Origin of the sequence: Pseudomonas petrae (genome assembly GCF_021728295.1) — a bacterium.
Taxonomy (GTDB): Bacteria; Pseudomonadota; Gammaproteobacteria; order Pseudomonadales; family Pseudomonadaceae; genus Aquipseudomonas; species Aquipseudomonas petrae.
In genome coordinates, this window is sequence record NZ_JAKJXE010000014.1 from 88,258 (window position 1) to 108,794 (window position 20,537).

Annotated in this window: 19 protein-coding genes and 2 tRNA genes; 9 read left to right on the plus strand and 12 right to left on the minus strand. The window is 59.3% G+C overall.

Annotation, left to right across the window (positions count from 1 at the left end; translation table 11 throughout):
- Window positions 1–84 precede the first annotated feature (84 nt).
- The gene (locus tag L4G42_RS21575) at window positions 85–546 is read right to left on the minus strand and encodes an Lrp/AsnC family transcriptional regulator (RefSeq protein ID WP_237253418.1); all 462 of its coding nucleotides are present in this window, start codon (window positions 544–546) and stop codon (window positions 85–87) included.
- 206 nt (window positions 547–752) lie between these two features.
- Here L4G42_RS21575 and L4G42_RS21580 point away from each other — a divergent pair, with 206 nt between their 5' ends.
- Window positions 753–1,913 (plus strand): aminotransferase class V-fold PLP-dependent enzyme, encoded by a 1,161-nt coding sequence (locus tag L4G42_RS21580; RefSeq protein WP_237253419.1) that lies wholly within the window; start codon window positions 753–755, stop codon window positions 1,911–1,913.
- A gap of 218 nt (window positions 1,914–2,131) precedes the next feature.
- Here L4G42_RS21580 and L4G42_RS21585 read toward each other — a convergent pair whose 3' ends face one another.
- From L4G42_RS21585 to L4G42_RS21595, 3 genes are all read right to left on the minus strand, one after another.
- Window positions 2,132–2,545 (minus strand): hypothetical protein, encoded by a 414-nt coding sequence (locus L4G42_RS21585; RefSeq protein ID WP_237253420.1) that lies wholly within the window; start codon window positions 2,543–2,545, stop codon window positions 2,132–2,134.
- A gap of 382 nt (window positions 2,546–2,927) precedes the next feature.
- A complete protein-coding gene (locus tag L4G42_RS21590; RefSeq protein ID WP_237253421.1) occupies window positions 2,928–3,188 on the minus strand; it encodes an Imm32 family immunity protein in 261 nt (86 codons plus the stop codon).
- Window positions 3,185–7,747: an RHS repeat-associated core domain-containing protein gene (locus tag L4G42_RS21595; RefSeq protein WP_237259649.1), complete on the minus strand. Its 4,563-nt coding sequence runs from the start codon at window positions 7,745–7,747 to the stop codon at window positions 3,185–3,187. The genes L4G42_RS21590 and L4G42_RS21595 overlap by 4 nt, the downstream gene beginning before the upstream one ends.
- 451 nt (window positions 7,748–8,198) lie before the next feature.
- Here L4G42_RS21595 and L4G42_RS21600 point away from each other — a divergent pair, with 451 nt between their 5' ends.
- The 3 genes from L4G42_RS21600 (at window position 8,199) to L4G42_RS21610 (ending at window position 11,255) form a co-directional block, all read left to right on the plus strand.
- Window positions 8,199–8,543 carry a YggL family protein gene (locus tag L4G42_RS21600; protein ID WP_237253423.1) on the plus strand — a complete coding sequence of 115 codons (345 nt, stop codon included), beginning with the start codon at window positions 8,199–8,201 and terminating at the stop codon, window positions 8,541–8,543.
- A 386-nt stretch (window positions 8,544–8,929) separates the two neighbouring features.
- Window positions 8,930–10,396 (plus strand): D-alanyl-D-alanine carboxypeptidase/D-alanyl-D-alanine endopeptidase, encoded by a 1,467-nt coding sequence (dacB, locus tag L4G42_RS21605; protein ID WP_237253424.1) that lies wholly within the window; start codon window positions 8,930–8,932, stop codon window positions 10,394–10,396.
- Window positions 10,397–10,622: 226 nt separating this feature from the next.
- A complete protein-coding gene (locus L4G42_RS21610) occupies window positions 10,623–11,255 on the plus strand; it encodes a DUF5666 domain-containing protein (RefSeq protein WP_237261196.1) in 633 nt (210 codons plus the stop codon).
- A 129-nt stretch (window positions 11,256–11,384) separates the two neighbouring features.
- Here the strand turns inward: L4G42_RS21610 and L4G42_RS21615 are convergent, their stop codons facing one another.
- From L4G42_RS21615 to L4G42_RS21625, 3 genes are all read right to left on the minus strand, one after another.
- Window positions 11,385–11,681, minus strand: a complete 297-nt coding sequence (locus tag L4G42_RS21615) for a 2-oxoacid ferredoxin oxidoreductase (RefSeq protein ID WP_237253426.1) — start codon at window positions 11,679–11,681, stop codon at window positions 11,385–11,387.
- A gap of 153 nt (window positions 11,682–11,834) precedes the next feature.
- Entirely contained in the window at window positions 11,835–12,392 is a 558-nt protein-coding gene (locus tag L4G42_RS21620; protein ID WP_237253427.1) for a DUF4174 domain-containing protein, read from the minus strand.
- Window positions 12,393–12,645: 253 nt separating this feature from the next.
- Window positions 12,646–12,722, minus strand: a tRNA-Val gene (locus L4G42_RS21625).
- 311 nt (window positions 12,723–13,033) lie between these two features.
- On the opposite strand from L4G42_RS21625, the gene L4G42_RS21630 reads away from it, so the two are divergent.
- Complete coding sequence (locus tag L4G42_RS21630; protein ID WP_237253428.1) at window positions 13,034–13,357, plus strand: hypothetical protein; 324 nt, start codon at window positions 13,034–13,036, stop codon at window positions 13,355–13,357.
- Between the two features lie 164 nt (window positions 13,358–13,521).
- Complete coding sequence (locus tag L4G42_RS21635; RefSeq protein ID WP_237253429.1) at window positions 13,522–13,743, plus strand: hypothetical protein; 222 nt, start codon at window positions 13,522–13,524, stop codon at window positions 13,741–13,743.
- Between the two features lie 111 nt (window positions 13,744–13,854).
- On the opposite strand, the gene L4G42_RS21640 is transcribed toward L4G42_RS21635, so the two are convergent.
- Window positions 13,855–13,931: transfer RNA gene (locus L4G42_RS21640), tRNA-Val, on the minus strand.
- A 236-nt stretch (window positions 13,932–14,167) separates the two neighbouring features.
- Between L4G42_RS21640 and L4G42_RS21645 the strand changes: the two genes are divergently transcribed.
- Window positions 14,168–15,451: an NAD(P)/FAD-dependent oxidoreductase gene (locus L4G42_RS21645; protein WP_237253430.1), complete on the plus strand. Its 1,284-nt coding sequence runs from the start codon at window positions 14,168–14,170 to the stop codon at window positions 15,449–15,451.
- Window positions 15,452–15,622: 171 nt separating this feature from the next.
- Here the strand turns inward: L4G42_RS21645 and L4G42_RS21650 are convergent, their stop codons facing one another.
- Window positions 15,623–16,324: a peptidase C39 family protein gene (locus L4G42_RS21650; RefSeq protein ID WP_237253431.1), complete on the minus strand. Its 702-nt coding sequence runs from the start codon at window positions 16,322–16,324 to the stop codon at window positions 15,623–15,625.
- A 226-nt stretch (window positions 16,325–16,550) separates the two neighbouring features.
- On the opposite strand from L4G42_RS21650, the gene L4G42_RS21655 reads away from it, so the two are divergent.
- A complete protein-coding gene (locus L4G42_RS21655; RefSeq protein WP_192172473.1) occupies window positions 16,551–16,727 on the plus strand; it encodes a hypothetical protein in 177 nt (58 codons plus the stop codon).
- 143 nt (window positions 16,728–16,870) lie between these two features.
- Here the strand turns inward: L4G42_RS21655 and L4G42_RS21660 are convergent, their stop codons facing one another.
- Window positions 16,871–17,635: a TerC family protein gene (locus L4G42_RS21660; RefSeq protein WP_237253432.1), complete on the minus strand. Its 765-nt coding sequence runs from the start codon at window positions 17,633–17,635 to the stop codon at window positions 16,871–16,873.
- Between the two features lie 118 nt (window positions 17,636–17,753).
- Here L4G42_RS21660 and nhaR point away from each other — a divergent pair, with 118 nt between their 5' ends.
- A complete protein-coding gene (nhaR, locus tag L4G42_RS21665; RefSeq protein ID WP_237253433.1) occupies window positions 17,754–18,650 on the plus strand; it encodes a transcriptional activator NhaR in 897 nt (298 codons plus the stop codon).
- Here the strand turns inward: nhaR and L4G42_RS21670 are convergent.
- Both L4G42_RS21670 and L4G42_RS21675 read right to left on the minus strand, forming a co-directional pair.
- Window positions 18,647–19,804 (minus strand): MFS transporter, encoded by a 1,158-nt coding sequence (locus L4G42_RS21670; RefSeq protein ID WP_237253434.1) that lies wholly within the window; start codon window positions 19,802–19,804, stop codon window positions 18,647–18,649. The genes nhaR and L4G42_RS21670 overlap by 4 nt on opposite strands.
- Window positions 19,805–19,961: 157 nt before the next feature.
- Window positions 19,962–20,471 (minus strand): DUF1993 domain-containing protein, encoded by a 510-nt coding sequence (locus L4G42_RS21675; protein ID WP_237253435.1) that lies wholly within the window; start codon window positions 20,469–20,471, stop codon window positions 19,962–19,964.
- Window positions 20,472–20,537 lie beyond the last annotated feature (66 nt).

Below are 20,537 nucleotides of genomic sequence, written 5' to 3' on the forward strand. Positions count from 1 at the left end.
AACAAAAAGGCAGCCCTCTTCGGATGGCTGCTTTTTTTTGCACGGGATTTTGACCGGGCGTGTTAATGCTTCTCGGTGCGGCGCTTACAAGGTGTAGTTCAACGGCAGCTGGGTCGTTGACTTGATCTGCTCCATGGCGAAGCTGGAACTCATGTCAGTGATGCCCGACAGCTGGATCAGCTTTTTGTAAACGGCATCGTAGCCGGCGATGTCCGGCACCACGATCCGCAGCATGTAGTCGGTGTCGCCGGCCATGCGATAGCACTCCACCACTTCGGGCAGCGTGGCGATCAGGTCATGGAAGCGACCCAGCCACTGGGCGTTGTGCTGGTTGGTGCGAATGGCGGCGAAAACCGTCACTGCGACGTTCAACTGCCCCGGGTCAAGCAACGCCACCCGCCCGCGAATCATGCCCTGCTCTTCGAGCTTTTGTACGCGACGCCAGCACGCGGTGCTGCCCAGACCAACGCTGTCAGCGATCTCCGCAATCGGACGGGTGCAATCGTTTTGCAGAATGCTCAGGATGGCCTGGTCGAATTTGTCCATGGAATGCGCGGTGACCTCAGTGAAGACATATGCCGGGAAGCGATAAAGATAGGCCAAAAAGCGCGAGGCAGAAAATAATATTCCGTAAACGGAGTTTTTATCGGAAATAAATTCTATGGAGCGCGTTAATCTCCGTCGAGGAATCAATTTTTTTTCAGCCTGACGCTAGTAGTATTTTCTGCACGACGGACAGCGCAGAAATCCCCATGAAAACACTCCCTTGTTATTTCGATTACGCCGCCACCACGCCGGTTGATGACCGCGTCATCCAGGCCATGGTCACCTGCCTGGGCCGCGAAGGCACCTTTGGCAACCCGGCGTCCACCTCCCACGCATACGGCAATCAAGCCCGCCAGGCCGTTGAATTGGCGCGCCGTCAAGTTGCGGAACTGGTGGGCAGCAGTGCCGACGCTCTGGTCTGGACCTCAGGTGCGACCGAATCCAACAACCTGGCGATCAAGGGCATCGCGCTCAACGCCAACAACGGCGCACGCCGCCACCTCATCACCAGCACCATCGAACACAAAGCCGTCATCGACACCGTGCGCCAGCTTGAGCAGGCCGGGTGCCCGGTGACCTGGCTCGAACCCGACAGCCGCGGTCTGATTCACCCCGACGCCGTGCGCCAGGCACTGCGCGACGACACCCTGCTGGTGTCGCTAATGCTGGTGAATAACGAGCTGGGCACCGTCACCGATATCGCGGCCATCGGCCAAATCGTCCGTGAACACGGCGCCCTGTTCCACGTCGACGCCGCCCAAGGCGCTGGCAAACTGGCGATCGACTTGAGCGCATTGCCGGTGGACCTGATGTCCTTCTCTGCACACAAGACCTATGGCCCGAAAGGCATTGGCGCCCTCTATGTTGGCGAGCGCGCCAGACCGTTGCTCGAAGCGCAAATGCACGGCGGCGGCCACGAACAGGGTTACCGCTCCGGCACCCTCGCCACCCATCAGATCGTCGGCATGGGCGCGGCTTATGCACTGGCCAGCGCTGAAATGGACGAGGAAGTTGCGCGCATCAGTGCCTTGTCGGCGCAACTGCGTGACGGCCTGCTCAGCCTGAACGGCGTGAGCCTTAACGGCGATCCCCATCAACGCGTTCCCCATACGCTCAACGTCTGTATCGACAGCCCGGGGTTTAACGTTGCCAGCCTTGCCAGTGAATTGGCCGTTTCGTCTACCTCGGCGTGTAATTCTGCAAGCAGCAGCGTTTCCCACGTGTTGCTGGCGCTGGGATTGAGTGAGGGTCAGGCGGGCAGCAGCTTGAGGCTGAGCTTGGGGCGGTATACCGAGGTGGGCGATGTGGAGAAGGCGATTGCGGTGATTGCCGGGAAGTTGAAGGCGCCGGCTACGACGTTTTGGTGAGGAAACTGGATCAGAAGCGAAATTGATTCTTCATGGATCGTAAGGGGACTGATTTATTTACAGCGCTTCACCGTAAATTAATCTGTCCCCGATAGCGGAAGGGGTTAAAGGGTCAAAAGGTCTCTGTCCCCTTTAACCCGGGTTTTCAGGAGTGGAGTTAGCAGCCTCCCAACGGTCCGTCCCCTCCCGACGCGTGAGTTGAGGGCGACGAGCCCAGCTTAACCTTGAGCTGAGCCACTATTAAGGCTTAATCTTTTTTTCGCTGCCTCTGCACCAATAGGGTCTTTATCCGTCGATAGCTGCAATAAGATATCTTCTGGCGCTTTGGGGTTACACGCGATTCTGTGCCTGACGCTGATATTCTCGTCACACGCCAGCCGTTCAACAATTGTGCGATTTATCCTTCTCTTCATGGCCACATTCCAACGAACATTCATGTCATCACTTAGAGAAAGTCGCTCTAACACCTCCACCGATATCGTGTGATTAAAGACAACATCACGAGACAGCTCAGGGTATTTTGATAATATATCGAACCATACTTCATTAGAGGCCGAATCAAGCGCTCTGCTGTTGTCTTCATCGTTCTTGCTCTCAATGTATCGCTTGAACTCTTCAGCGCTTGCAATCATGATCCACCCCCTCTCGCATCCCGACACCTCATACGTTTCATCGGCATGACTTTACCCGTTTTTCCTTTGTGCTTATTCATGGAGTCTCCATAAATATTTGCATCTTGGACATGAATTAAATAATTACTCTCTTGCTCCATGAGTTTCCATGCTGTTCCACCTTGACCTTGAGTGCCAGCTGACCACCATAGCTCTGACCCTGGCTCACGATAATATCTAACTACTGTGCCATTAAGCTTTGCTTCGCAAACGCGATCAAACCGATCGATTTCCCATTTCTTTCTGCACGTACACTTCGCATTATGGTTAGGTTAGCGAGTTGAAGGAGTCCGTCCCCTTTAACTCCTCTTCAGCATAAGGGGCTGTCCCTTTAAGCCATTGGCTAGCCTTTTGTAGGTTCAACAATTTCACGGTTCAGGGCGATGAAATCTACATGAGTTTCATGGGAAAAATTTTCAACTAGGTCTTGGAGGTGGAGGTGCTCCAAGCCGAACTGTGCCATTTCGTCCGCCGCATTGATTAGAAAATTCCCTAAAGCTCTCATGGTTTCGGAATCCGCGATAATTGATATCTCATCAAGTTGAATATTTTTATTACTGCCAATGGCCGTGCCATGTACGGTAAAAGCCGTAAGATTTTTCATAGGTTGAATCCCTGCGATCGAAGGTAATCTTTCTCTTTACGCGTCAAATCATCCACATCACCACGTGAGCCGTGACTCTGTGAGCCGTCTCGGTTTACAACAATCTCTTTCTTTCTGGACTTGCATTGGCAGTGAGCATGAACCTGCTGATTAGTGTTTTCCACATGGGGCGGGTCGAGTCGTATTCGGCCTGTACCTACCGGTTCCCAACGCCCCGAGCTCGCCAAGCCCGTTGGATCAATCCACGATATCGGGTTCGGCGCATAAACATGGAGGTTCAATCCGCCCGCGTAGCTGATCGGATCCTTACTGATGAACCGCCCAACTCTAGGATCATAGTACCGATGCCGGTTGTAGTGCAGGCCGGTTTCGTGATCGTGGTGCTGCCCCTGGAATCGGATCGGGTTGGTCAGGCCGACTTGCTGTGCGAATTCAGAACGGTGTTCGTGCGCTTCGCCCCACGCTTTGTATTGCGCGCTCCAGGCGGTGTTGCCGTTTTGGTCAGTGATTTCCTGAGGGGTGCCGAGGTGGTCGCATTGGTACCAGGCCAGCGCGTCAATCGGTAGCGCGACGGGTTTGTAGGTCCAGAGCGGGTCTTCTTTGAAGTTGTGGCGACCGGTGTAAGTTGGTTGGCTTACGAGGCGGATGGTTTCGTGGCGGATGGCTTGGGCCACCGGGACGAAAGTGCCGGGTTCGTGGATGTAGTGGACGGTTCGGCCGAGGGCGCCGGCGTAGGGCGGCGGGCTGCTTTCCCACGCGAGGTTGTCGCCGTCCCAGCCGTATAGAGTGAAGCCGCAGCCGAGTTCCCGTTCCTTGCGGGCGTGTTCGTTTTCGTTCCAGCCGGTGCCGGCTTCGGAACGCGGGCGGTAGTGGGCTTTGGAGAGTTTGTAGAGGCGCCGTCCGAGCGGGTCGTAGCCGAAGTCGACGGTGAGGCGCGGATCGCAGAAGTGCACCAGACGATCGAAGAGGTCCCAGTGCAGTTCGCTGCGCAGGCCGTTGGTCCAGCGCTCCGTCTGGTTGCCGCGTTCGTCGTATTCGTAGTGGTTACCGGCGTAGTCGCGCAGCAGGTTGTCGATCAGTTTGTGGCGGACAGGCTCCGGATCTAAAGGGCGGCGAACTGGAGCGGCGCTGTGGTTGAGCAGGTTACTCGCGGGATCGAAGGCGAAGGTTTCGGTGCCGAGGCGGCTTGTTGCGGCGAGCAGGCGGCTGACCGGGTCGTAGCGGTACGAGAGCGGACCGCGACGGCTGTCATTGATGTCGGTGAGTTGGCCGGCGGCGTCGTAGGTGTAGGCCCGTTTGATAAGTGTGGTTTTGTCGTCGTTGCGTCCTATCAGTTGCTCGTTCAGGCGTCCCGCGGGGTCCCAGCTTTGGGTCTGCAGCAAGCTGTTGCCTTGATGGCGGGCGACTTCGCGGTGGAGATCATCGCGCTCGTAGCTGAGCAGTTCGTGCTCGTCGAGCTTCAGACCGAGCAGATGGCCGCTGCCGTAGGTCAGCCAGCTCACGCGGTGTCCATCCGGGCGAATGGTCGCAACTCGGTTATTGAGGGCGTCGTATTCGTGCTGCCAGACCGCAACCAGTGGTTTATCCAGGTTCGAGTAATGCTGATGCTCGCGTATCAGGTTGCCTGCCGGATCGTGAAACCATTGCAGGCGGCTGGCGGCGTTAATCGCCATGACCAGATTTCCGTTGCCGTCGTAGGCAAAGGTTTCGCTCTGGGACTTTTCGCCAAGAGTGGCCCGGCGTTCGGTCAGGCGGCCCATGGGGTCGAATGTCAAAGCAATGGAGCGCTGGCCGTTGATGGTCTCGGCGAGGCGGCCGGTTTCGGGATCGTACTGATAGCGAGTCGAGCGTCCGTCGAAGCCGCGCTCTTCCAGCAGCCTGCCGACCGGATCGTAGTGAAAGTGGGCGCGGCGTTCGTTTTCGTTTTCCAGCGCTACGAGGCGGCCAAGCTTGTCCCAGCGGTAACGCAATGTTTGCTCGGCAGCGTCGACGCGTTCAGCGATAAAACCGGCGGCGCTATAACGCCAGGTGGTGCAGCGTTCCAGGCCATCGGAGTGGGCCAGCAAACGACCTTCTGCATCGCGGCTGAAGCGTTCTTCGGTTTTGTCCGGATGCTTGATCAGGACCAACTGGCCCGCTTTGTACTCGTACGTCGTGCTGTGGCCAGCCGGATCGGTGAAGCGAACCATTTGGCCCCGCTCGTCGTACTCCCAAGCGCTGACCTTCCCGGAGCAGTCGGTGTACCTAACGAGTTGTCCGGCGTCGTTGTAGGCCAGCTCCTTCGTATTGCCGTTGGCGTCCTTGATCGCTGTAGGAAGGCCGAACGCGTTGTAGGCGTATTCGGTGATGTTCTCTAGCGGATCGGTCGCTTCAACCAGATTTCCACGATGGTCGTAATCCCGTTTCCACAGCCCGCCTTCGCCATCACTGATCTTGATCAGATGACTCTTATCGTCGTACGCGTAATTCATCACGCTGTGATCGGCGCGGGTGTGCTCGGTGAGGTTGCTTAGCTTGTCGTAGCGATACCGATCGGTACTGCCATCGGTGTGCACATGGCGAATGATATTTTTCGCCTGATCACGAAAGAACCACTCGGAACGGCCATCGGCATGACAAATGCGATAGGTGTAACCCAGGCTGTCGTAGTAGTGCCGGGTTTCGTGGCCCAAACCGTCAGTGACGTAGGTGAGGCGGATGGTTTCATCCCACGACAGCCGGGTGTCGAAACTGCCGTCGTCGGCCCACTCACGCACGGCTTTCGCGCCGGGACCGGAGCCCTGCCATTGCAGGTTCAGCCCACGATTAGTGCGGTCGGTGTACCGAGTGATGAGATGGTTTTGATACTGATAACGCCACGCAGCGCCGTTCTCGTCCTGAGCCAGATCAAGGTCGCCAGAATCATCGTACTGATACGCGCACAGTTGGCGTTTAACGTCGCCATCACGAATTTCCCAAAGGCCCGTCAACCGGCCATGATCGTCGATCAAAGTGCCAAGGCGCAGATGGACTTTGTCTGCATGCTTTTCCGAGTACGTCACCAACTCGGAGAGCACCGAATGCCCGTCATGCCGATGCTCATAATGCAGCATCACCCCGGCGCCGTTGGGCAGCACCTTGTTAATCAGAACAAAGCGCTTGCCCCGCCGAACATAGGTTTCCCTATGCTCAAGCCCCCGCATTAGCAACAGCCGATCCTTGCTGAGGCGAATAACGGTCAGATTTTCGATGGCATTGAAATGGAACAGCTTAACCTTGGGCAGAGGGAATTCGTGGGAGCGGCCATCGGCGTCGTGGAAGACCAAACCATCGCCGACGAGATCAAACCGCGTGGTAAAGGGCGTGATCCAGCGTGCGCCGATGACGTCCTGATCGTAGGCATCCAGACTCGAACAGTAAGTCCGCGTCCACTCAATCGGAAAAGGCCCCGGCAGGCTGAAGTCGGTATGACTAACCGACTCCGAGCCCATCGCAAAGCTGATGCTCTTGATCGTCGCCGCACAGGCGCAATTCTTCAGCTCGTTAGGCCGCCCCTTGGCAGGCGTCTCCTGCTGAACCTTCTCAAGTTTCCCTTCGCCGGCCCTGCGCTTGGCCTGATTAACAACCCCCGGCTTGATGTTGAAAGACTGCCCCTGCCCATTGCGCGACCGCCAACTGGCAACGGCACCACCCAGCGTCAGCAGCAGCGAACCAATGGAATTCTGAACCCCGGGGTCCGCCAGACCAGTAATCCTGGTGCGAAGCTCTGGCCCCATGGCGCGCAACAATTTGACCTGGCTGACCACCTCCGCCTTAACCGCGTCAGGCACCAAATGCTCGACGGCGCCGTTAACCGCACCCTTACCCGCAGCGACGCAAACATCCGCAGCCGCCGCAAAAATGTTGCCAATCGCGGCTTTGGGGTCATAGGCCCACTGATCCCCAGCGGCCTGAACGCGCTGTTGGGCCTCAAGCAAATCAGCACTGGCGTTCAGCTCAGGGTTAACCAACTTCTCAAGACCAGCAGCGATCTCAAGGAGCATGCCTTCCCCAAGTTTCCCGGCATCCTCAAGAATCCCCGGAAGCTTCGCCTGCGCCTGGGTCACAAAGTCATCAAGCGTCCCTACGATGTCGGCATTGAGATGCCCGATCAGAATCTCGATCAGCGCATCGCCCAACACCGTCTTGCCGGTCCGACGCATCTCCTGGCGCACCAGAAACAGCATTGGACGCAGGCTCATACGCGCTGCTGCCATGGTGGGCGGGAATGGCATCATCCCGATCAGATTGATGCCGAGGCTGACCCAATCCAGAAGATCACGCTCCGGACTCTTCGAGAGCGTGGCGATGTCATTCAGCGCATCAACCAGCGCCATGATGTTGCCCACTACCGGCAGAACCCCGGCAGCGCTTTTGATCCGGTCGAGCGTAACGACCCCGCCGCTGATCTCCCGCAGCCAGGCGTCAACGTTGGCCGCACCGACGCCAATGTCCTCAAGCTGGATCAGATCAAGCGGAGCGATCGCCACCTGAGGCTCGTTTTTTGCGTCGCTGCCGGACGTAACTGCGGGGTGTGCCAAGGATGCTCTCCGTGCTCAAAAACCATCCGAGAAGGCGTGAATGCCAATCCGGGGGCCACGGAGATATCAAGGGCTATGCCAGCTATAAATTAGCCGAACAAAATCAATAGTTTAAGAGAAATAACGGTAGGTTTAAGCGAACACTAAACCCGGAAACAAAGAAGAAGTGCGCAAGAAGTTGCGCACCCCTGCGCAACTTCTTGCGCACTCGTCTGCACGCCACAAACGACTTGGCCTCCAGCCCATCAATCACCCCATTTTCAACCAACGAGTGCGCAACTTCTTGCGCATCATGGCAATGCGTCATCCCAAGCCTCTCTGCGCCAGCCCGCCAGAGACATCCACCACTCGAGCACAGCCAGAAATGCGAAAAACCAAATCAGCATCAAGCAGGCGCCTTCAGGGCGAAGCTGATAGACTGCGCCCCGAAATTACTTAAGAGGAACGCTTCATGGCCACTAACCGCTCCCGTCGTCTGCGCAAAAAACTCTGTGTCGACGAGTTCCAGGAATTGGGCTTCGAGCTGAAGCTGGGCTTCAAAGAGGACCTGGATGACGAGGCCATCGATGCTTTCCTCGACGCTTTCCTGACAGAGGCCATGGACGCTAACGGTCTGGACTACGTCGGCGGCGACGACTTCGGCCTGGTCTGCCTGGCGAACCGTGGTTCGGTCAGCGAAGAACAGCGCGCTGCCGTTGAAGCATGGCTCAAAGGCCGCAGCGAACTGACTGAAGTTGAAGTCAGCCCTCTGCAGGACGCCTGGTACCCGGAAACGCCGATCAACGCGGCTGTCTGATGAGCGGGCGGGTCTTCCCGCCGAGCTGATACCTAAAAAGCCATCCTCCGGGATGGCTTTTTTGTGTCCGGAATTCGAGGTTTTGGTGTGTTCACCGTACAAAAATCGCAGCCGGACGTCACGAATGCTGCTGCGAAATGGCGGCCTGCAGCCGGCGTTACGCGAAAAAACCACGGTTTAACGTGACTTTGAATGGGCAAGCGCAAAAAATAGCGCCGTTTGACGGCAGTACCCCGGCGCAAGTCACCAAAGCTTGGGGCATAATGCCGCTTTACCGAAACGCCAGTGTCACGCCCTGCCATCGGGCATTTTCTGGCGGTTCGTTCCCAGTGCGAGGGAATTCATCCCCTCTTCATCTCCGTTGTTTGCTGCAGTAGGGTTATTGAATGATCAAGTCTTTGCGTCCGCTGTTTATCGCCACCCTGCTTTTGCCCCTCTCGTTCTCCATCGCAGCCGCCCCCATCAATACCGCCCTGCCCCCCAAGGTTCAGGAAGCACTCAAAGCCAGCAAGCTGCAGAACGACGCGCTGTCTCTGGTGATGCTGCCGGTGAGCGGCCCCGGCACCCCGACTGTTTTCAACGCCGATGTGTCCGTCAATCCGGCCTCGACCATGAAGCTGGTGACCACCTACGCCGCCCTGGAAATGCTCGGCCCGACCCATCAGTGGAAAACCGAGTTCTACACCGACGGCACCCTCAGCAATGGCGTTTTGCGCGGTAACCTGTACCTCAAGGGCGGCGGCGATCCCAAGCTGAACATGGAACGCTTGTGGCTGCTGATGCGCGATCTGCGGGCCAATGGCGTGCAGCAGGTGACCGGTGATCTGGTGCTTGATCGCAGCCACTTCGTGCAACCGCAATTGCCAGTGTTCGACGACGACGGCAACGACAAGAACAAGCCGTTCCTGGTGCGTCCCGACTCCTTGATGGTGAACCTCAAGGCCCTGCGTTTCGTCACCCGCAATGACGGCGGCAGGATTCTGGTCTCGGTGGAGCCGCCCATCGCCGCCATCCACATCAACAACCAGGTCAAAGCGCTGTCGTCCAACAAATGCACCGGAGACGTGCTGTACAACCCGGTGCCGGAAGCCGATGGCGGCATCACCGTGACGGTGTCCGGCCAGTTGGGTGACGGCTGCAACTCCCAGACGTACCTGTCGCTGCTCGACCACCCGACCTACACCGCCGGCGCCGTGCGCGCCATCTGGCAGGAACTGGGCGGGACCATTCTCGGCAAGGACCGTCTGGACGTGACGCCGGGTAGCGCCAAGCTGCTGGCCAAGGCCTTCTCGCCGGACCTGGCGGAGATTATCCGCGACATCAATAAATTCAGTAACAACACCATGGCCCAGCAACTGTTCCTCAGTCTGGGCGCCGAGTTCCGTAACGAAGCCGACGGTGACGATGCCAAGGCCGCGCAGCGTGTCGTGCGCCAATGGCTGGCGAAGAAAGGCATCATCGCGACGCATCTGGTGATGGAAAACGGTTCAGGTCTGTCCCGCGCCGAACGCGTCAGCGCGCGGGAGATGGCGCAGATGCTCCAGGCCGCGTGGAACAGCCCGTTTCAAGCCGAATTCATGAGTTCGCTGCCGCTGGCAGGGATGGACGGTACCATGCGCAAACGCCTGAAACGTACGGCCCTGCGCGGTGAAGCGCACATCAAGACCGGCACCTTGAACACGGTTCGGGCGATCTCCGGATTCAGCCGCGACAGCAACGGCAACACCTGGGTGGTGGTCGCGATCCTGAACGACCCGCGTCCGTGGGGCGCGTCTTCGGTGCTGGATGAAGTGCTGGTCAGCCTGTACAACCAGCCGAAGCTGGCGAGCACGTCCATTTCCCTTCAGCAGTAATCTCCTGCGCCGGGCTGTGCGAAGTCGTTCGACGACGTGCGCACAGCCCGGTTGCCCCCCTGCCTACCCGCTCTGCCCCAACCCCAGCAAACCAAGAATCTGCTTGCGCAGGTCGACCCGATACGCCAGCAGCACCAAACCTGGCTTGCTGGCGGCAATGTCATGCACCTGCCCGGGCACTACCGCTATGCTCCGTGCTCGACCCATCACAGGACTCGCGCTGCCAATGAAGACTTCCAGAACCCAGACCCTTCGTCACCCTCTTCTCATATCGGGATTGCTCAGCGCACTGCTATCGGCAGCGCTGCCAGCCCATGCCGAAGACGGCAAACCCACCCGCGTGCGCGGCGCCATCACTGTGGTCGAAGGCGATGTGCTTAAAATTCACAGCAACCGCGGAGAGGACCTGCAGGTTGTGCTGACCCCTGACACGCAGATCCGCGGCGTCACGTTGGCACAGGTGTCGGAAATCAAACCGGGCAGCTATATCGGCTCCGCAGCGGTACCGCTGCCGGACGGTTCGTTGAAAGCGCTGGAGGTTCATGTGTTTCCGCCGGAAATGGCGGGCACGGGGGATGGCCAGCGGGCGTTTGATCTCACGCCGGACAGCACGATGACCAACGGATCGGTCGGCGATCTGGTCGCCAGTAATGGCCGCACCGTCACCGTGAATTACAAGGGCGGGCAGAAGAAGATCGTTATTCCTGATGACGTGCCGATCGTCAACCTGGTGCCAGGCGATCGCAGCTTGCTCAAGCCCGGTGTAAAGGTGGTGCTGCAAGCGCAGAAAGGCTCGGACAACACGCTGACCGCGCTGTCGATTTCTGCCGGGGAAAATGGCGTGATACCGCCGATGTAAAACGGCCGACGCAAAGCGGCCGATTTAACGCGGCTAATGCGAAGGGATTGTAGCGTTCAAAACCTGCGTCGGGCCGGGAGATGAAACAGCACCGGTCAGCACACGCAGGTCAGTGAATGCAGGTCTGACTCAAAGGCAGGTCGCGAGCACCGCGCCACGCTGCTCAATCACCTTGGCGCCCGGCTTGGCGTAGAAATTGACCTTGGTCATGCCGGCCTTGCCGGCCACGTCAGCGAAATATTCGCCCTCGGTGGTGTAGACCGTGAAGGCGCCAGGATCGCCTTTTGCCATGAACACGTCGGCCACGTCACCGAACAGCTGGACGTTGGCCCAGGTGACCTTGATGCACTCGGCAACGGCGACTGCAGGTTTCTGACTGGTGTAAACCTGCGCCGGACCTGCCGAACGCGTCTGATTCAAGCTCATGCAACCCGTTAACCCACCCGATAACATGATCAGTGCCGCAGCGCCCGCCCAATGTTTCATGCCAGTCCCACTCATCAAAAGTCCTTTTCGTTAAAAAAGGAGCGATGTTACCAGCAACGTCAAGCGAGCCCCATGGGTAAGCCGTCTGAGCGCTTAATCATCCAGCCCGGCGGGCGGTGCAGCGGGGGCAGCCTTGCCAGGCTTGGCCGGTTTGCCTGACTGCGTTGCAGCCTTCGGTTCGGCAACTGGCGCGGGCGGCGCGGTGGCAGCGGCTTCTTTCTCGGCCATCGGCATCTGGTCGATGGTGCTGAAGATGTCCTTCGGATCGATAGGGCCGTTGTGAGTCATTTTCTTCTCACCGTCCTTGCCCACCAGAATCACCTGAGCCTGCCCACCCGCCTGGGCGCCAAGCTTGAGCTCGCGGATCAGGGCCATGGTGGTCTGGGCATCGAGATCCTTGCCGTTGCGCTGCCCCACGGTGTTGATGATGGTGTAGAGGACCATGTCCCGCTTGGCGAATCCCTCCTTGTTGGCGGGCTCGTCCAGGTTTTTCTTCAGGCCCACCAGCGTCGAGTCCACGGAACTCGACGCGATAACGATCAGTGGACGAGTCTTGCCGCGCTCCTGGGAAAGTGGGCCATCACCATCGGCAGCCAGCAAGGGGCTCGATACGGCGAACAAAACGGCAAGGGTCAACGACCGGCTAAACATACACACCTCCTCTGGATTCCATGCACTGATGATCGCGCATCATGGGAAAAGGTCCAGACGGTAGCGGGAAAAAAACCGGATTTATTTCGCGGTGTGCGAGGGTTCGTGGGGGTGGAATCGGGTCGAGGCGTCCGGCCATAGGGGCTGTGGGTGACTTGAGGACGGCTGGCATCACATGGAAATTTCGGGCAATAAAAAAGGGCGAATCTTTCGATTCGCCCTTTTTTTCACCGCCCAGCAGAGCGGATTTGTTTGGTAGGCGCGATTGGACTCGAACCAACGACCCCCACCATGTCAAGGTGGTGCTCTAACCAACTGAGCTACGTGCCTGCTGTGGGTCGGCATTCTACGGATATTCAAATAGCTGTCAACGTCTTTTTCGCCCAGTAAGCCTATGAATATGCAAATTATTTCCCCGGCACGTCGACATGGCCGCATCGACCTCAAGAGCGGCTGTCGCTCAGCAAGATCCGGGCGGTTGACACCATGACCTGCATCCTGATTGTCCGCCCCTACTCGCTCGAACCACCAAACGCCCGTCAGTCTTGCCGGCTCAACGTGCCGCCTGTCGCCGTCATGGCACTTCGCACCAACCTTAGATGCCCAACGAATACAAGGAACCAAGACACGGAGATCACCTGATGAACAGATCACTTGCTGCACTTGCGCTGGGCTGTGCGCTGACATGTACCTCCCTTGCAGCGCTGGCTGGCGCGACATCGCCTGACATGGGCCCGCCACCGTCGCAAACCGGTATCGACCCACGCGTACAGGGCAGCGACCCGGCCCGCCAGGGCTCTGACGTGGACACGCAAACCAGGAAAGGCATCAGCATCGGCGGCGGTACGTCGATGAGCAACGGCACCGGCAACAACAATGATGCGGACCTGCCGGGTGGCGATACCACCAACGGCGGCGGCAGTAAAGGCTCGGGCTCGTCGAGTGCCGGCGGCGCAGGCGGCTGATGCCCACCCACGCAAGTGAGACAGCAGAGGGCGCTTGAACAGCGCCCTTTTCGTGCCTGGTTGTCTTGGCTGGCCGTCGTGCTTTGATATAGTGCGTCGCCGCCGCGACTGAACCAGAGTCGCGGGCCCGGGCGTCATCAACAGTGGAGAGCGGCACCGTGGGCATGAAAAAATCAGCACTGGAACTCAAGCGCGACCTGAGCACCATTGCGGCCAATCTGGAAAGCACTGCTGGCGAAATCAGCCGGTTGGCCGAACGGGTCAACGATGTGGATGTGGTCGCGGTGCTGCACTTGATGAATCAGCAGTACAAGGACGCTGACCGTCTGCGCGCCTATGTGGACGAGATCAGGGCGGGCCGTATTACCCGCGCCAAACCCGAGTGATCGGGAAGCGGAATAACCGGACGCCCGAGATGATTAAGGTTCGATCAAGCAAAAAAGGGTGACCCTTTAGGGCCACCCTTTTTCGTTACCGCCCAGCAGAGCGGATTTGTTTGGTAGGCGCGATTGGACTCGAACCAACGACCCCCACCATGTCAAGGTGGTGCTCTAACCAACTGAGCTACGTGCCTGCTGTGGGGCGGCATTCTACCGAGATTCGGATTGCTGTCAACTTCGATTCATCCCTAAGCCCATGAATGTCCGAGCTATTTGCGCCTGCGCTGACGAATCGGGTTGGATGAATGCGCCCGTACCTCGGGGGCCAATGCCTTGATGAAGCCACAAACCTCCGGCGGCGGCTGGCCGCCCAATTTCATCTCAGGTAGGATCCGCCCATTCGTAAAAAATATAAAACAGGGGTTACAGGATGACGAACACGCCATACCCACATTCCTACTACGCCGCTTCTGCCAATCCCGTTCCGGTTCGGCCTCGGCTGCAAGGGGACGTCGAGACCGACGTGGTCATCATTGGCGCCGGTTACACCGGGCTCTCCAGTGCGCTGTTTCTCCTTGAACACGGCTTCAAGGTCACTGTGCTGGAAGCCGCAAAGGTCGGTTTCGGCGCCTCGGGCCGTAACGGCGGGCAGATCGTTAACAGTTACAGCCGCGACATCGACACCATCGAAAAGACCGTCGGGCCCAAGGAGGCGCAACTGCTCGGGCATATGGCCTTCGAGGGCGCGCAGATCATCCGGGACCGCGTCGCCAGATACCAGATCCAGTGCGACCTGAAAGACGGCGGCGTTTTCGCCGCGATTACCCCCAAGCAGATGGGCCATCTGGAATCGCAAAAACGTCTCTGGGAACGCTATGGCCACACGCAGCTGGAGCTGATGGACCAGCGCCGCATCCGTGAAGTGGTGGCGTGCGACCAATACATCGGCGGCATGCTCGACATGAGCGGCGGCCACATCCACCCGCTGAACCTGGCGCTGGGGGAAGCGGCGGCGGTCGAGTCTCTGGGCGGGGTCATTTACGAACAGTCGGCAGCCACCCGCATTGATCGCGGCGCCAGCCCGGTCGTGCACACCGCCGAGGGCAAGGTTCGGGCGAAGTTCGTCATCGTCGCGGGCAATGCCTATCTGGGTAATCTGGTGCCGGAACTGGCGGCCAAATCGATGCCCTGCGGCACACAGGTCATCACCACCGAGCCGCTGAGCGAGGAACTGGCGAGTACGCTGCTGCCCCAGGATTACTGCGTCGAGGACTGCAACTACCTGCTGGATTACTACCGGCTTTCCGGCGACAAACGTCTGATCTTCGGTGGCGGCGTGGTGTACGGTGCGCGCGACCCGGCGAACATCGAAGCCATCATCCGGCCGAAGATGCTCAAGGCGTTTCCGCAACTGAAGGACGTGAAGATCGATTACGCCTGGACCGGCAACTTCCTGCTGACCTTGTCGCGGTTGCCGCAGGTTGGCCGGCTGGGCGACAACATCTATTACTCCCAGGGATGCAGCGGCCACGGCGTGACCTACACCCATCTGGCCGGCAAAGTGCTGGCCGAAGCCTTGCGCGGACAGGCAGAACGATTCGACGCTTTTGCCGGCCTGCCCCACTACCCTTTCCCGGGCGGGCAACTGCTGCGCACGCCGCTTACCGCATTGGGTGCGTGGTATTACAGCCTGCGGGACAAGCTGGGGTTCTGACGGTCACCGCGCCGGCGCCCCGTCCGTCTCGGACTTTCGTCCGCCTGTAGGAGCGCGCTTGCCCGCGAATGCATTTGATCTGGCGCTGCAGTGGCGAATGACACACCGCGTTCGCCAGCAAGCCGGCTCCTACAGGTTTCGCCTCCAGACCGGGATCATTGCTCATTCATCTTAGCGGTCAGCTTTGCTGTTCAGCGCCTTGACCGCCTCGCCCGCCGCCTGTTCCTGCCCGGCCTGGGCCAGCTCATTCGCGGCTTTGAGCCAGCGTTCACGGTCCACCGGCACCGGCACCTGGCGTGGACCCTGGATCAGCACGGCCCAGTTGCCGGCGTCGTTCCAGTCCGAGGTAAACGAATCGAAGCTTGTCGTCACACGCCCCGGCCCGGTATAGATCAGCACCGTGCGCTTGTTCTGATCAAACCCGACCAGCACGCCATAACGCTGCTCTTTCCAGAACATGGAGCCGTCCGAGAACCGCACCATCACCGGATAACCCGCCGACACCTGGGCCAGCAGGTCAGGTAAACGGTGATCAACGGGATACACCACAAACCCGTGTTCGCGGGCCAGATCCAGCATGCTGCGGTCGAGCTTGTCTTCGGCGCCCGGCAGTTTCAGCGGTTTTTCCAGCAGCCCCGGGGTGGTCTGTACGCCATGCACGGTCAGCATGCTGGCCAGCGCGAACGGCGCACTCTGGTAATCCTTGCCCCGGAACGAAGGCACCGCGTTGATTTCGACCCGATCAGGCAACGTCTTGTACATCGGCGGGTAGCCGGGCTTCCAGTTGTGGGCGTTCGAGCAGCCTGCCAAGACCAGCACGGCGGCAAGCGCCAGCCATTTGCGTCGACCTGCAACGCTATCCAATCGCGTCAATGCCCGCACGTTATTCACTCACTTGACTGATGGCGACGGATCCCGAGATCCGGCCGAAGCGCGGATCATAGAGCCGCCGCCGGTTGCGGTATAGCCCGAAACGCTGTCAACGCGAGTGGATAGAACGAATCGGTCATGCAATTCCTACCATCGGTCAATTTTCGGCAACAACATGCGGACTAGACTGTCGATTACCAAGAGACGAAGAGAAGAGCCGGAGGAAGCCATGAGCCTCGGAATGACCATTGTGATGTTGATCGCTGCCTGGCTTGCCGTTGCGGCTGCCATGTTGTGGGGGGTGATGCGGATCTCGCGTCGCCATCATCCGCATTATCGGGAAACCGAAGCCGCGAAATCCGTAGAGCGTGCACAACGCAAAATCCGTCATGTCACTGCGCACTGATGATGTGGTGAGCTGAACACGTAAATGACAAACGAAAACGGTCGGTGATGGCATCCCATCCCCGACCGTTTTTTTGCCCTCCTTCTTTACTGCTCCGCCCTTCCTGCTCCGCCCTTCATAGCCAGGCGGAGCCCATCTCAGCGTCAGACCTTCTGGCCTTGCGCTTCGGCGTCCAGACGGCGCTGGCGGGACCGACGAACCAGCATGTTCAGCACTTCAATCAGAGCCGAGAACGCCATGGCGGTGTACACGTAGCCTTTCGGGACGTGGGCGCCGAAGCCTTCGGCGATCAGCGTCATGCCGATCATGATCAGGAAGCCCAGGGCCAGCATGACCACGGTCGGGTTATCGTTGATGAACTTGGCGAGAGGCTCCGACGCCACCAGCATCACGACCACGGCGGCCACTACGGCGATGACCATGATCGGCAAGTGCTCGGTCATGCCAACGGCGGTGACGATACTGTCGATGGAGAACACCAGGTCGAGCATCAGAATCTGACCGATCGCGGCCGCCATGCCCAGGGTAACGGTGCTGGAAGCGGCTTTCTCGGCTTCGCTTTTGATGTCGACGCTGTGGTGGATCTCGGTGGTGGCCTTCCAGACCAGGAACAGGCCACCGGCGATCAGGATCATGTCCTTCCAGGAGAACGCCTGGCCGAACACTTCGACCACGGGCGCGGTCAGCTGGACAATCCACGCCACGGTGGTCAGCAGGCCCAGACGCAGGATCAACGCCATGCTGATACCGATCCGGCGCGCCTTGGTGCGCTGATGCACCGGTAGCTTGTTGGTGAGAATCGAGATGAAGATGAGGTTGTCGATACCGAGCACGATTTCCATGACGACCAGTGTCGCCAGAGCGATCCAGGCCGTTGGGCTTGCAGCCAGTTCCAGAAGGTATTCCATATAAGCGAGTGTCCAGGATCAGTTCAGGGGATAGGGCGGCATTCTAGGGACGGAAACACTTCAGTAAAATTCGTATTTTTCAGGCGTATACTTCGGTTTTCCCGAAGTGACGACGCCCATGCTCAATTACCGACAGCTGCATTATTTCTGGGTCGTGGCCAAAACCGGCAGTATTGTCCGCGCCTGCGAGCAATTGAGCCTCACGCCCCAGACCATCAGCGGGCAAATCAGCCTGCTGGAGCAGACCTACGGTGTCGAGTTGTTCAAGCGCGTGGGCCGTCAACTGGAGCTGACCGAAACGGGTCGCGTCGCCCTCCCCTACGCCGAACAGATGTTCCAGCTCGGTGGCGAGCTCGAAGCTGTGTTGCGCGCGCAGCCGGACGAGCAGCAAATCCTTTTTCGCGTCGGCGTCGCCGATGTCGTGCCCAAATCCATTGTCTATCGGCTCATCGCGCCAAGCATGGCGCTCAACGAGCTGGTGCGCATCAGTTGCCGCGAAGACCAGCTCGAACGCCTGCTGGCGGACCTCGCGATTCAGCGCCTGGACTTGGTGATTTCCGACAGCCCGATGCCCTCTCATCTGGACATTAAAGGCTACAGCCAGAAGCTGGGCGAATGCGGTGTGAGTTTTTTTGCCACCCGCGCCCTCGCCGCCCTGTACGGCGAGAACTTCCCCCACGGCATGCAAGGCGCGCCGCTGCTGGTTCCCGGGCAGCAAACGGTGGTGCGCAGCCGCCTGATGCGCTGGTTCGCCGAGCAGAATATCCAGCCGAAAATCGTTGGGGAATTCGACGACAGCGCCCTGATGAAGGCGTTTGGCAAATCCGGCAGCGGGATTTTCATTGCGCCGAGCGTGATCGCCGATGAAGTGATCGAGCAGTACGACGTCGAATTGATCGGCCATACCGACGCCGTGACCGAGTCGTTCTACGCGATCTCGGTCGAGCGCAAGGTCAAGCACCCCGGCATCGTCGCCATCACCGAGGGCGCACGCCGGCAGCTGTTCCCGGACTAGGCGTCGCAGGTTGCGGGGTTTGGGCGGACTGTCATCAGCAGTAAGGCCAGCAGAATCGACAGCAGAATGATGCCGGCCGCCGCAAAGCCCAGACTGCCAAGGCCCAGATGATCGATCACCCGTCCGCCGATGATCGCGCCAATGCCGATGCCCAGATTGGCGCCCGCGATGTTCAGCGATGCGGCAAAGGCAGGGGCCTGTGGCGCGGCTTTCATCAGGCGGACATGGCTGACCAGAAACAGCGCCGCCTGGGTCGCGCCCCACACGGCCAGCGCCAGAGCCAGCGCAGGCAGGGAGTGCATGCTCGGCACCACCATGACCATGCCGCCGATCATGAAGGTGCAGAAGGTCAGACTGGCGATCAGCGGATGGCGATCCACCAGCCGCCCGCCCAGTGAATTACCCAACAAGCCCACCGCGCCGAAGCCCATCAAGCACCAGCCGACCACCGTGCCGTTGAACCCGGCAAGGCGCTCGAGCATGTCCGCCAGGTACGTGTACGCGGTGAACATGCCGCTGAAGATCAGCACCGACAGCAGCACGTGGCCCTGCATCAACGGGCTGCGCAGAATGCGGAACTGGCTGCGGAACGAAGCCTGATCCTTGTGCACGCTGCGGGGCAGGTAGATGAACAGCAGCAACGCCTTGGCGAAGGCGACCACCGAGAGGATGGCGAAGGCGCTGCGCCAGCCGATGGCGTCCGAAATCAAGGTGCCGACGGGGATGCCGAACACCGTGGCGCAGACGATACCGAAGCCGATCTTGGCAATCGCGCGGCCGGCATGGTCAGGGCCGACGATGTCCACGGCGGTTTCGCTGGCGAGCGCCCAGAACACCGGCAACCCAAGCGCCGGAATCAGCCGCGCGGCGGCCATCACCCAGATGTTGGGGGCCAGCGCTGCAACGGCGTTGGAGACGCCAAACATGAGCAGCACCGAAATAAACAGGCGCTTGCGCTCGAAGCGCGAGAAATACGCGGTCAGGAACGGCCCGAAGCAGGCCACCGTGAAGGCGAACAGCGTGACCAGCAAGCCGGCCTGGGGGATGGTGACGGCAAGGTCACGGGCGATGGCGGGCAACAGACCGACGATGACGAACTCTGTGGTCAGCACGGTAAAACCAGCAGCTGACAACAGGTAAATGGGGAAAAACATGAAATCTCCATAACGACAAAACGACCAGTCCTCGCGGAGCGGTCGATCGGATGTGGCGTGAATCAGGACGCAGAGGGTATCAGAGCCGGGCGTCTGGCTGGCAGACGCCGGACGAAACACGTGTTGCTGCCCGCGCTGAGGCGGGCAGCGAGGCCGGTCAGTAAGCGCCCATGTAGTCGCGCTTGCCGACTTCCACGCCGTTGTGGCGCAGCAGGTCATAAGCAGTGGTGACGTGGAAGAAAAACTGCGGCAGCGAGTAATGCAGCAGGTAGGTCTGGGTGTTCAGACGCTTTTCCTTATCGGTGCCCGGGCGCAGCACGATTTCGCGCGCTTCGTTGCCATCGACCTGTTCGGCCTTGATGGTGTCGAGGAACGCCAGCACTTTGGTCAGCAGCGCTTGCAGGTCGGCGAAGGTGGTTTCGGTGTCTTCGTACTTCGGCGGCTCAAGGCCTGCCAGTCGTGCGCCGGCGCCTTTGGCGAAGTCCACGGCGATCTGCACCTGACGCACCAGTGGGAACATGTCAGGGAACAGACGCGCCTGCAGCAGGGCATCCGGCTGGATGTTCCTGGCGGTGGCGTGGGCTTCGCCTTTGGCCAGGACGGCGCTGAGGGCGGTGAGCATTTGCTTGAAGACAGGAATCGAAGCGGCGTAAAGAGAAAGGGTCATGGCAGTTCCTGGGGAAATGAGTCGCACGGAGGCGGACGCGAACGCGGCTTGTCTTTTACCTCATAC

Bases quoted from the DNA above. Each gene is read 5' to 3' on its own strand.
- L4G42_RS21575 (WP_237253418.1), bottom strand. From the start codon at position 546: ATGGACAAATTCGACCAGGCCATCCTGAGCATTCTGCAAAACGATTGC.
- L4G42_RS21580 (WP_237253419.1), top strand. From the start codon at position 753: ATGAAAACACTCCCTTGTTATTTCGATTACGCCGCCACCACGCCGGTT.
- L4G42_RS21585 (WP_237253420.1), bottom strand. From the start codon at position 2,545: ATGATTGCAAGCGCTGAAGAGTTCAAGCGATACATTGAGAGCAAGAAC.
- L4G42_RS21590 (WP_237253421.1), bottom strand. From the start codon at position 3,188: ATGAAAAATCTTACGGCTTTTACCGTACATGGCACGGCCATTGGCAGT.
- L4G42_RS21600 (WP_237253423.1), top strand. From the start codon at position 8,199: ATGGCCACTAACCGCTCCCGTCGTCTGCGCAAAAAACTCTGTGTCGAC.
- dacB (WP_237253424.1), top strand. From the start codon at position 8,930: ATGATCAAGTCTTTGCGTCCGCTGTTTATCGCCACCCTGCTTTTGCCC.
- L4G42_RS21610 (WP_237261196.1), top strand. From the start codon at position 10,623: ATGAAGACTTCCAGAACCCAGACCCTTCGTCACCCTCTTCTCATATCG.
- L4G42_RS21615 (WP_237253426.1), bottom strand. From the start codon at position 11,681: ATGAGCTTGAATCAGACGCGTTCGGCAGGTCCGGCGCAGGTTTACACC.
- L4G42_RS21620 (WP_237253427.1), bottom strand. From the start codon at position 12,392: ATGTTTAGCCGGTCGTTGACCCTTGCCGTTTTGTTCGCCGTATCGAGC.
- L4G42_RS21630 (WP_237253428.1), top strand. From the start codon at position 13,034: ATGAACAGATCACTTGCTGCACTTGCGCTGGGCTGTGCGCTGACATGT.
- L4G42_RS21635 (WP_237253429.1), top strand. From the start codon at position 13,522: ATGAAAAAATCAGCACTGGAACTCAAGCGCGACCTGAGCACCATTGCG.
- L4G42_RS21645 (WP_237253430.1), top strand. From the start codon at position 14,168: ATGACGAACACGCCATACCCACATTCCTACTACGCCGCTTCTGCCAAT.
- L4G42_RS21655 (WP_192172473.1), top strand. From the start codon at position 16,551: ATGAGCCTCGGAATGACCATTGTGATGTTGATCGCTGCCTGGCTTGCC.
- L4G42_RS21660 (WP_237253432.1), bottom strand. From the start codon at position 17,635: ATGGAATACCTTCTGGAACTGGCTGCAAGCCCAACGGCCTGGATCGCT.
- nhaR (WP_237253433.1), top strand. From the start codon at position 17,754: ATGCTCAATTACCGACAGCTGCATTATTTCTGGGTCGTGGCCAAAACC.
- L4G42_RS21670 (WP_237253434.1), bottom strand. From the start codon at position 19,804: ATGTTTTTCCCCATTTACCTGTTGTCAGCTGCTGGTTTTACCGTGCTG.
- L4G42_RS21675 (WP_237253435.1), bottom strand. From the start codon at position 20,471: ATGACCCTTTCTCTTTACGCCGCTTCGATTCCTGTCTTCAAGCAAATG.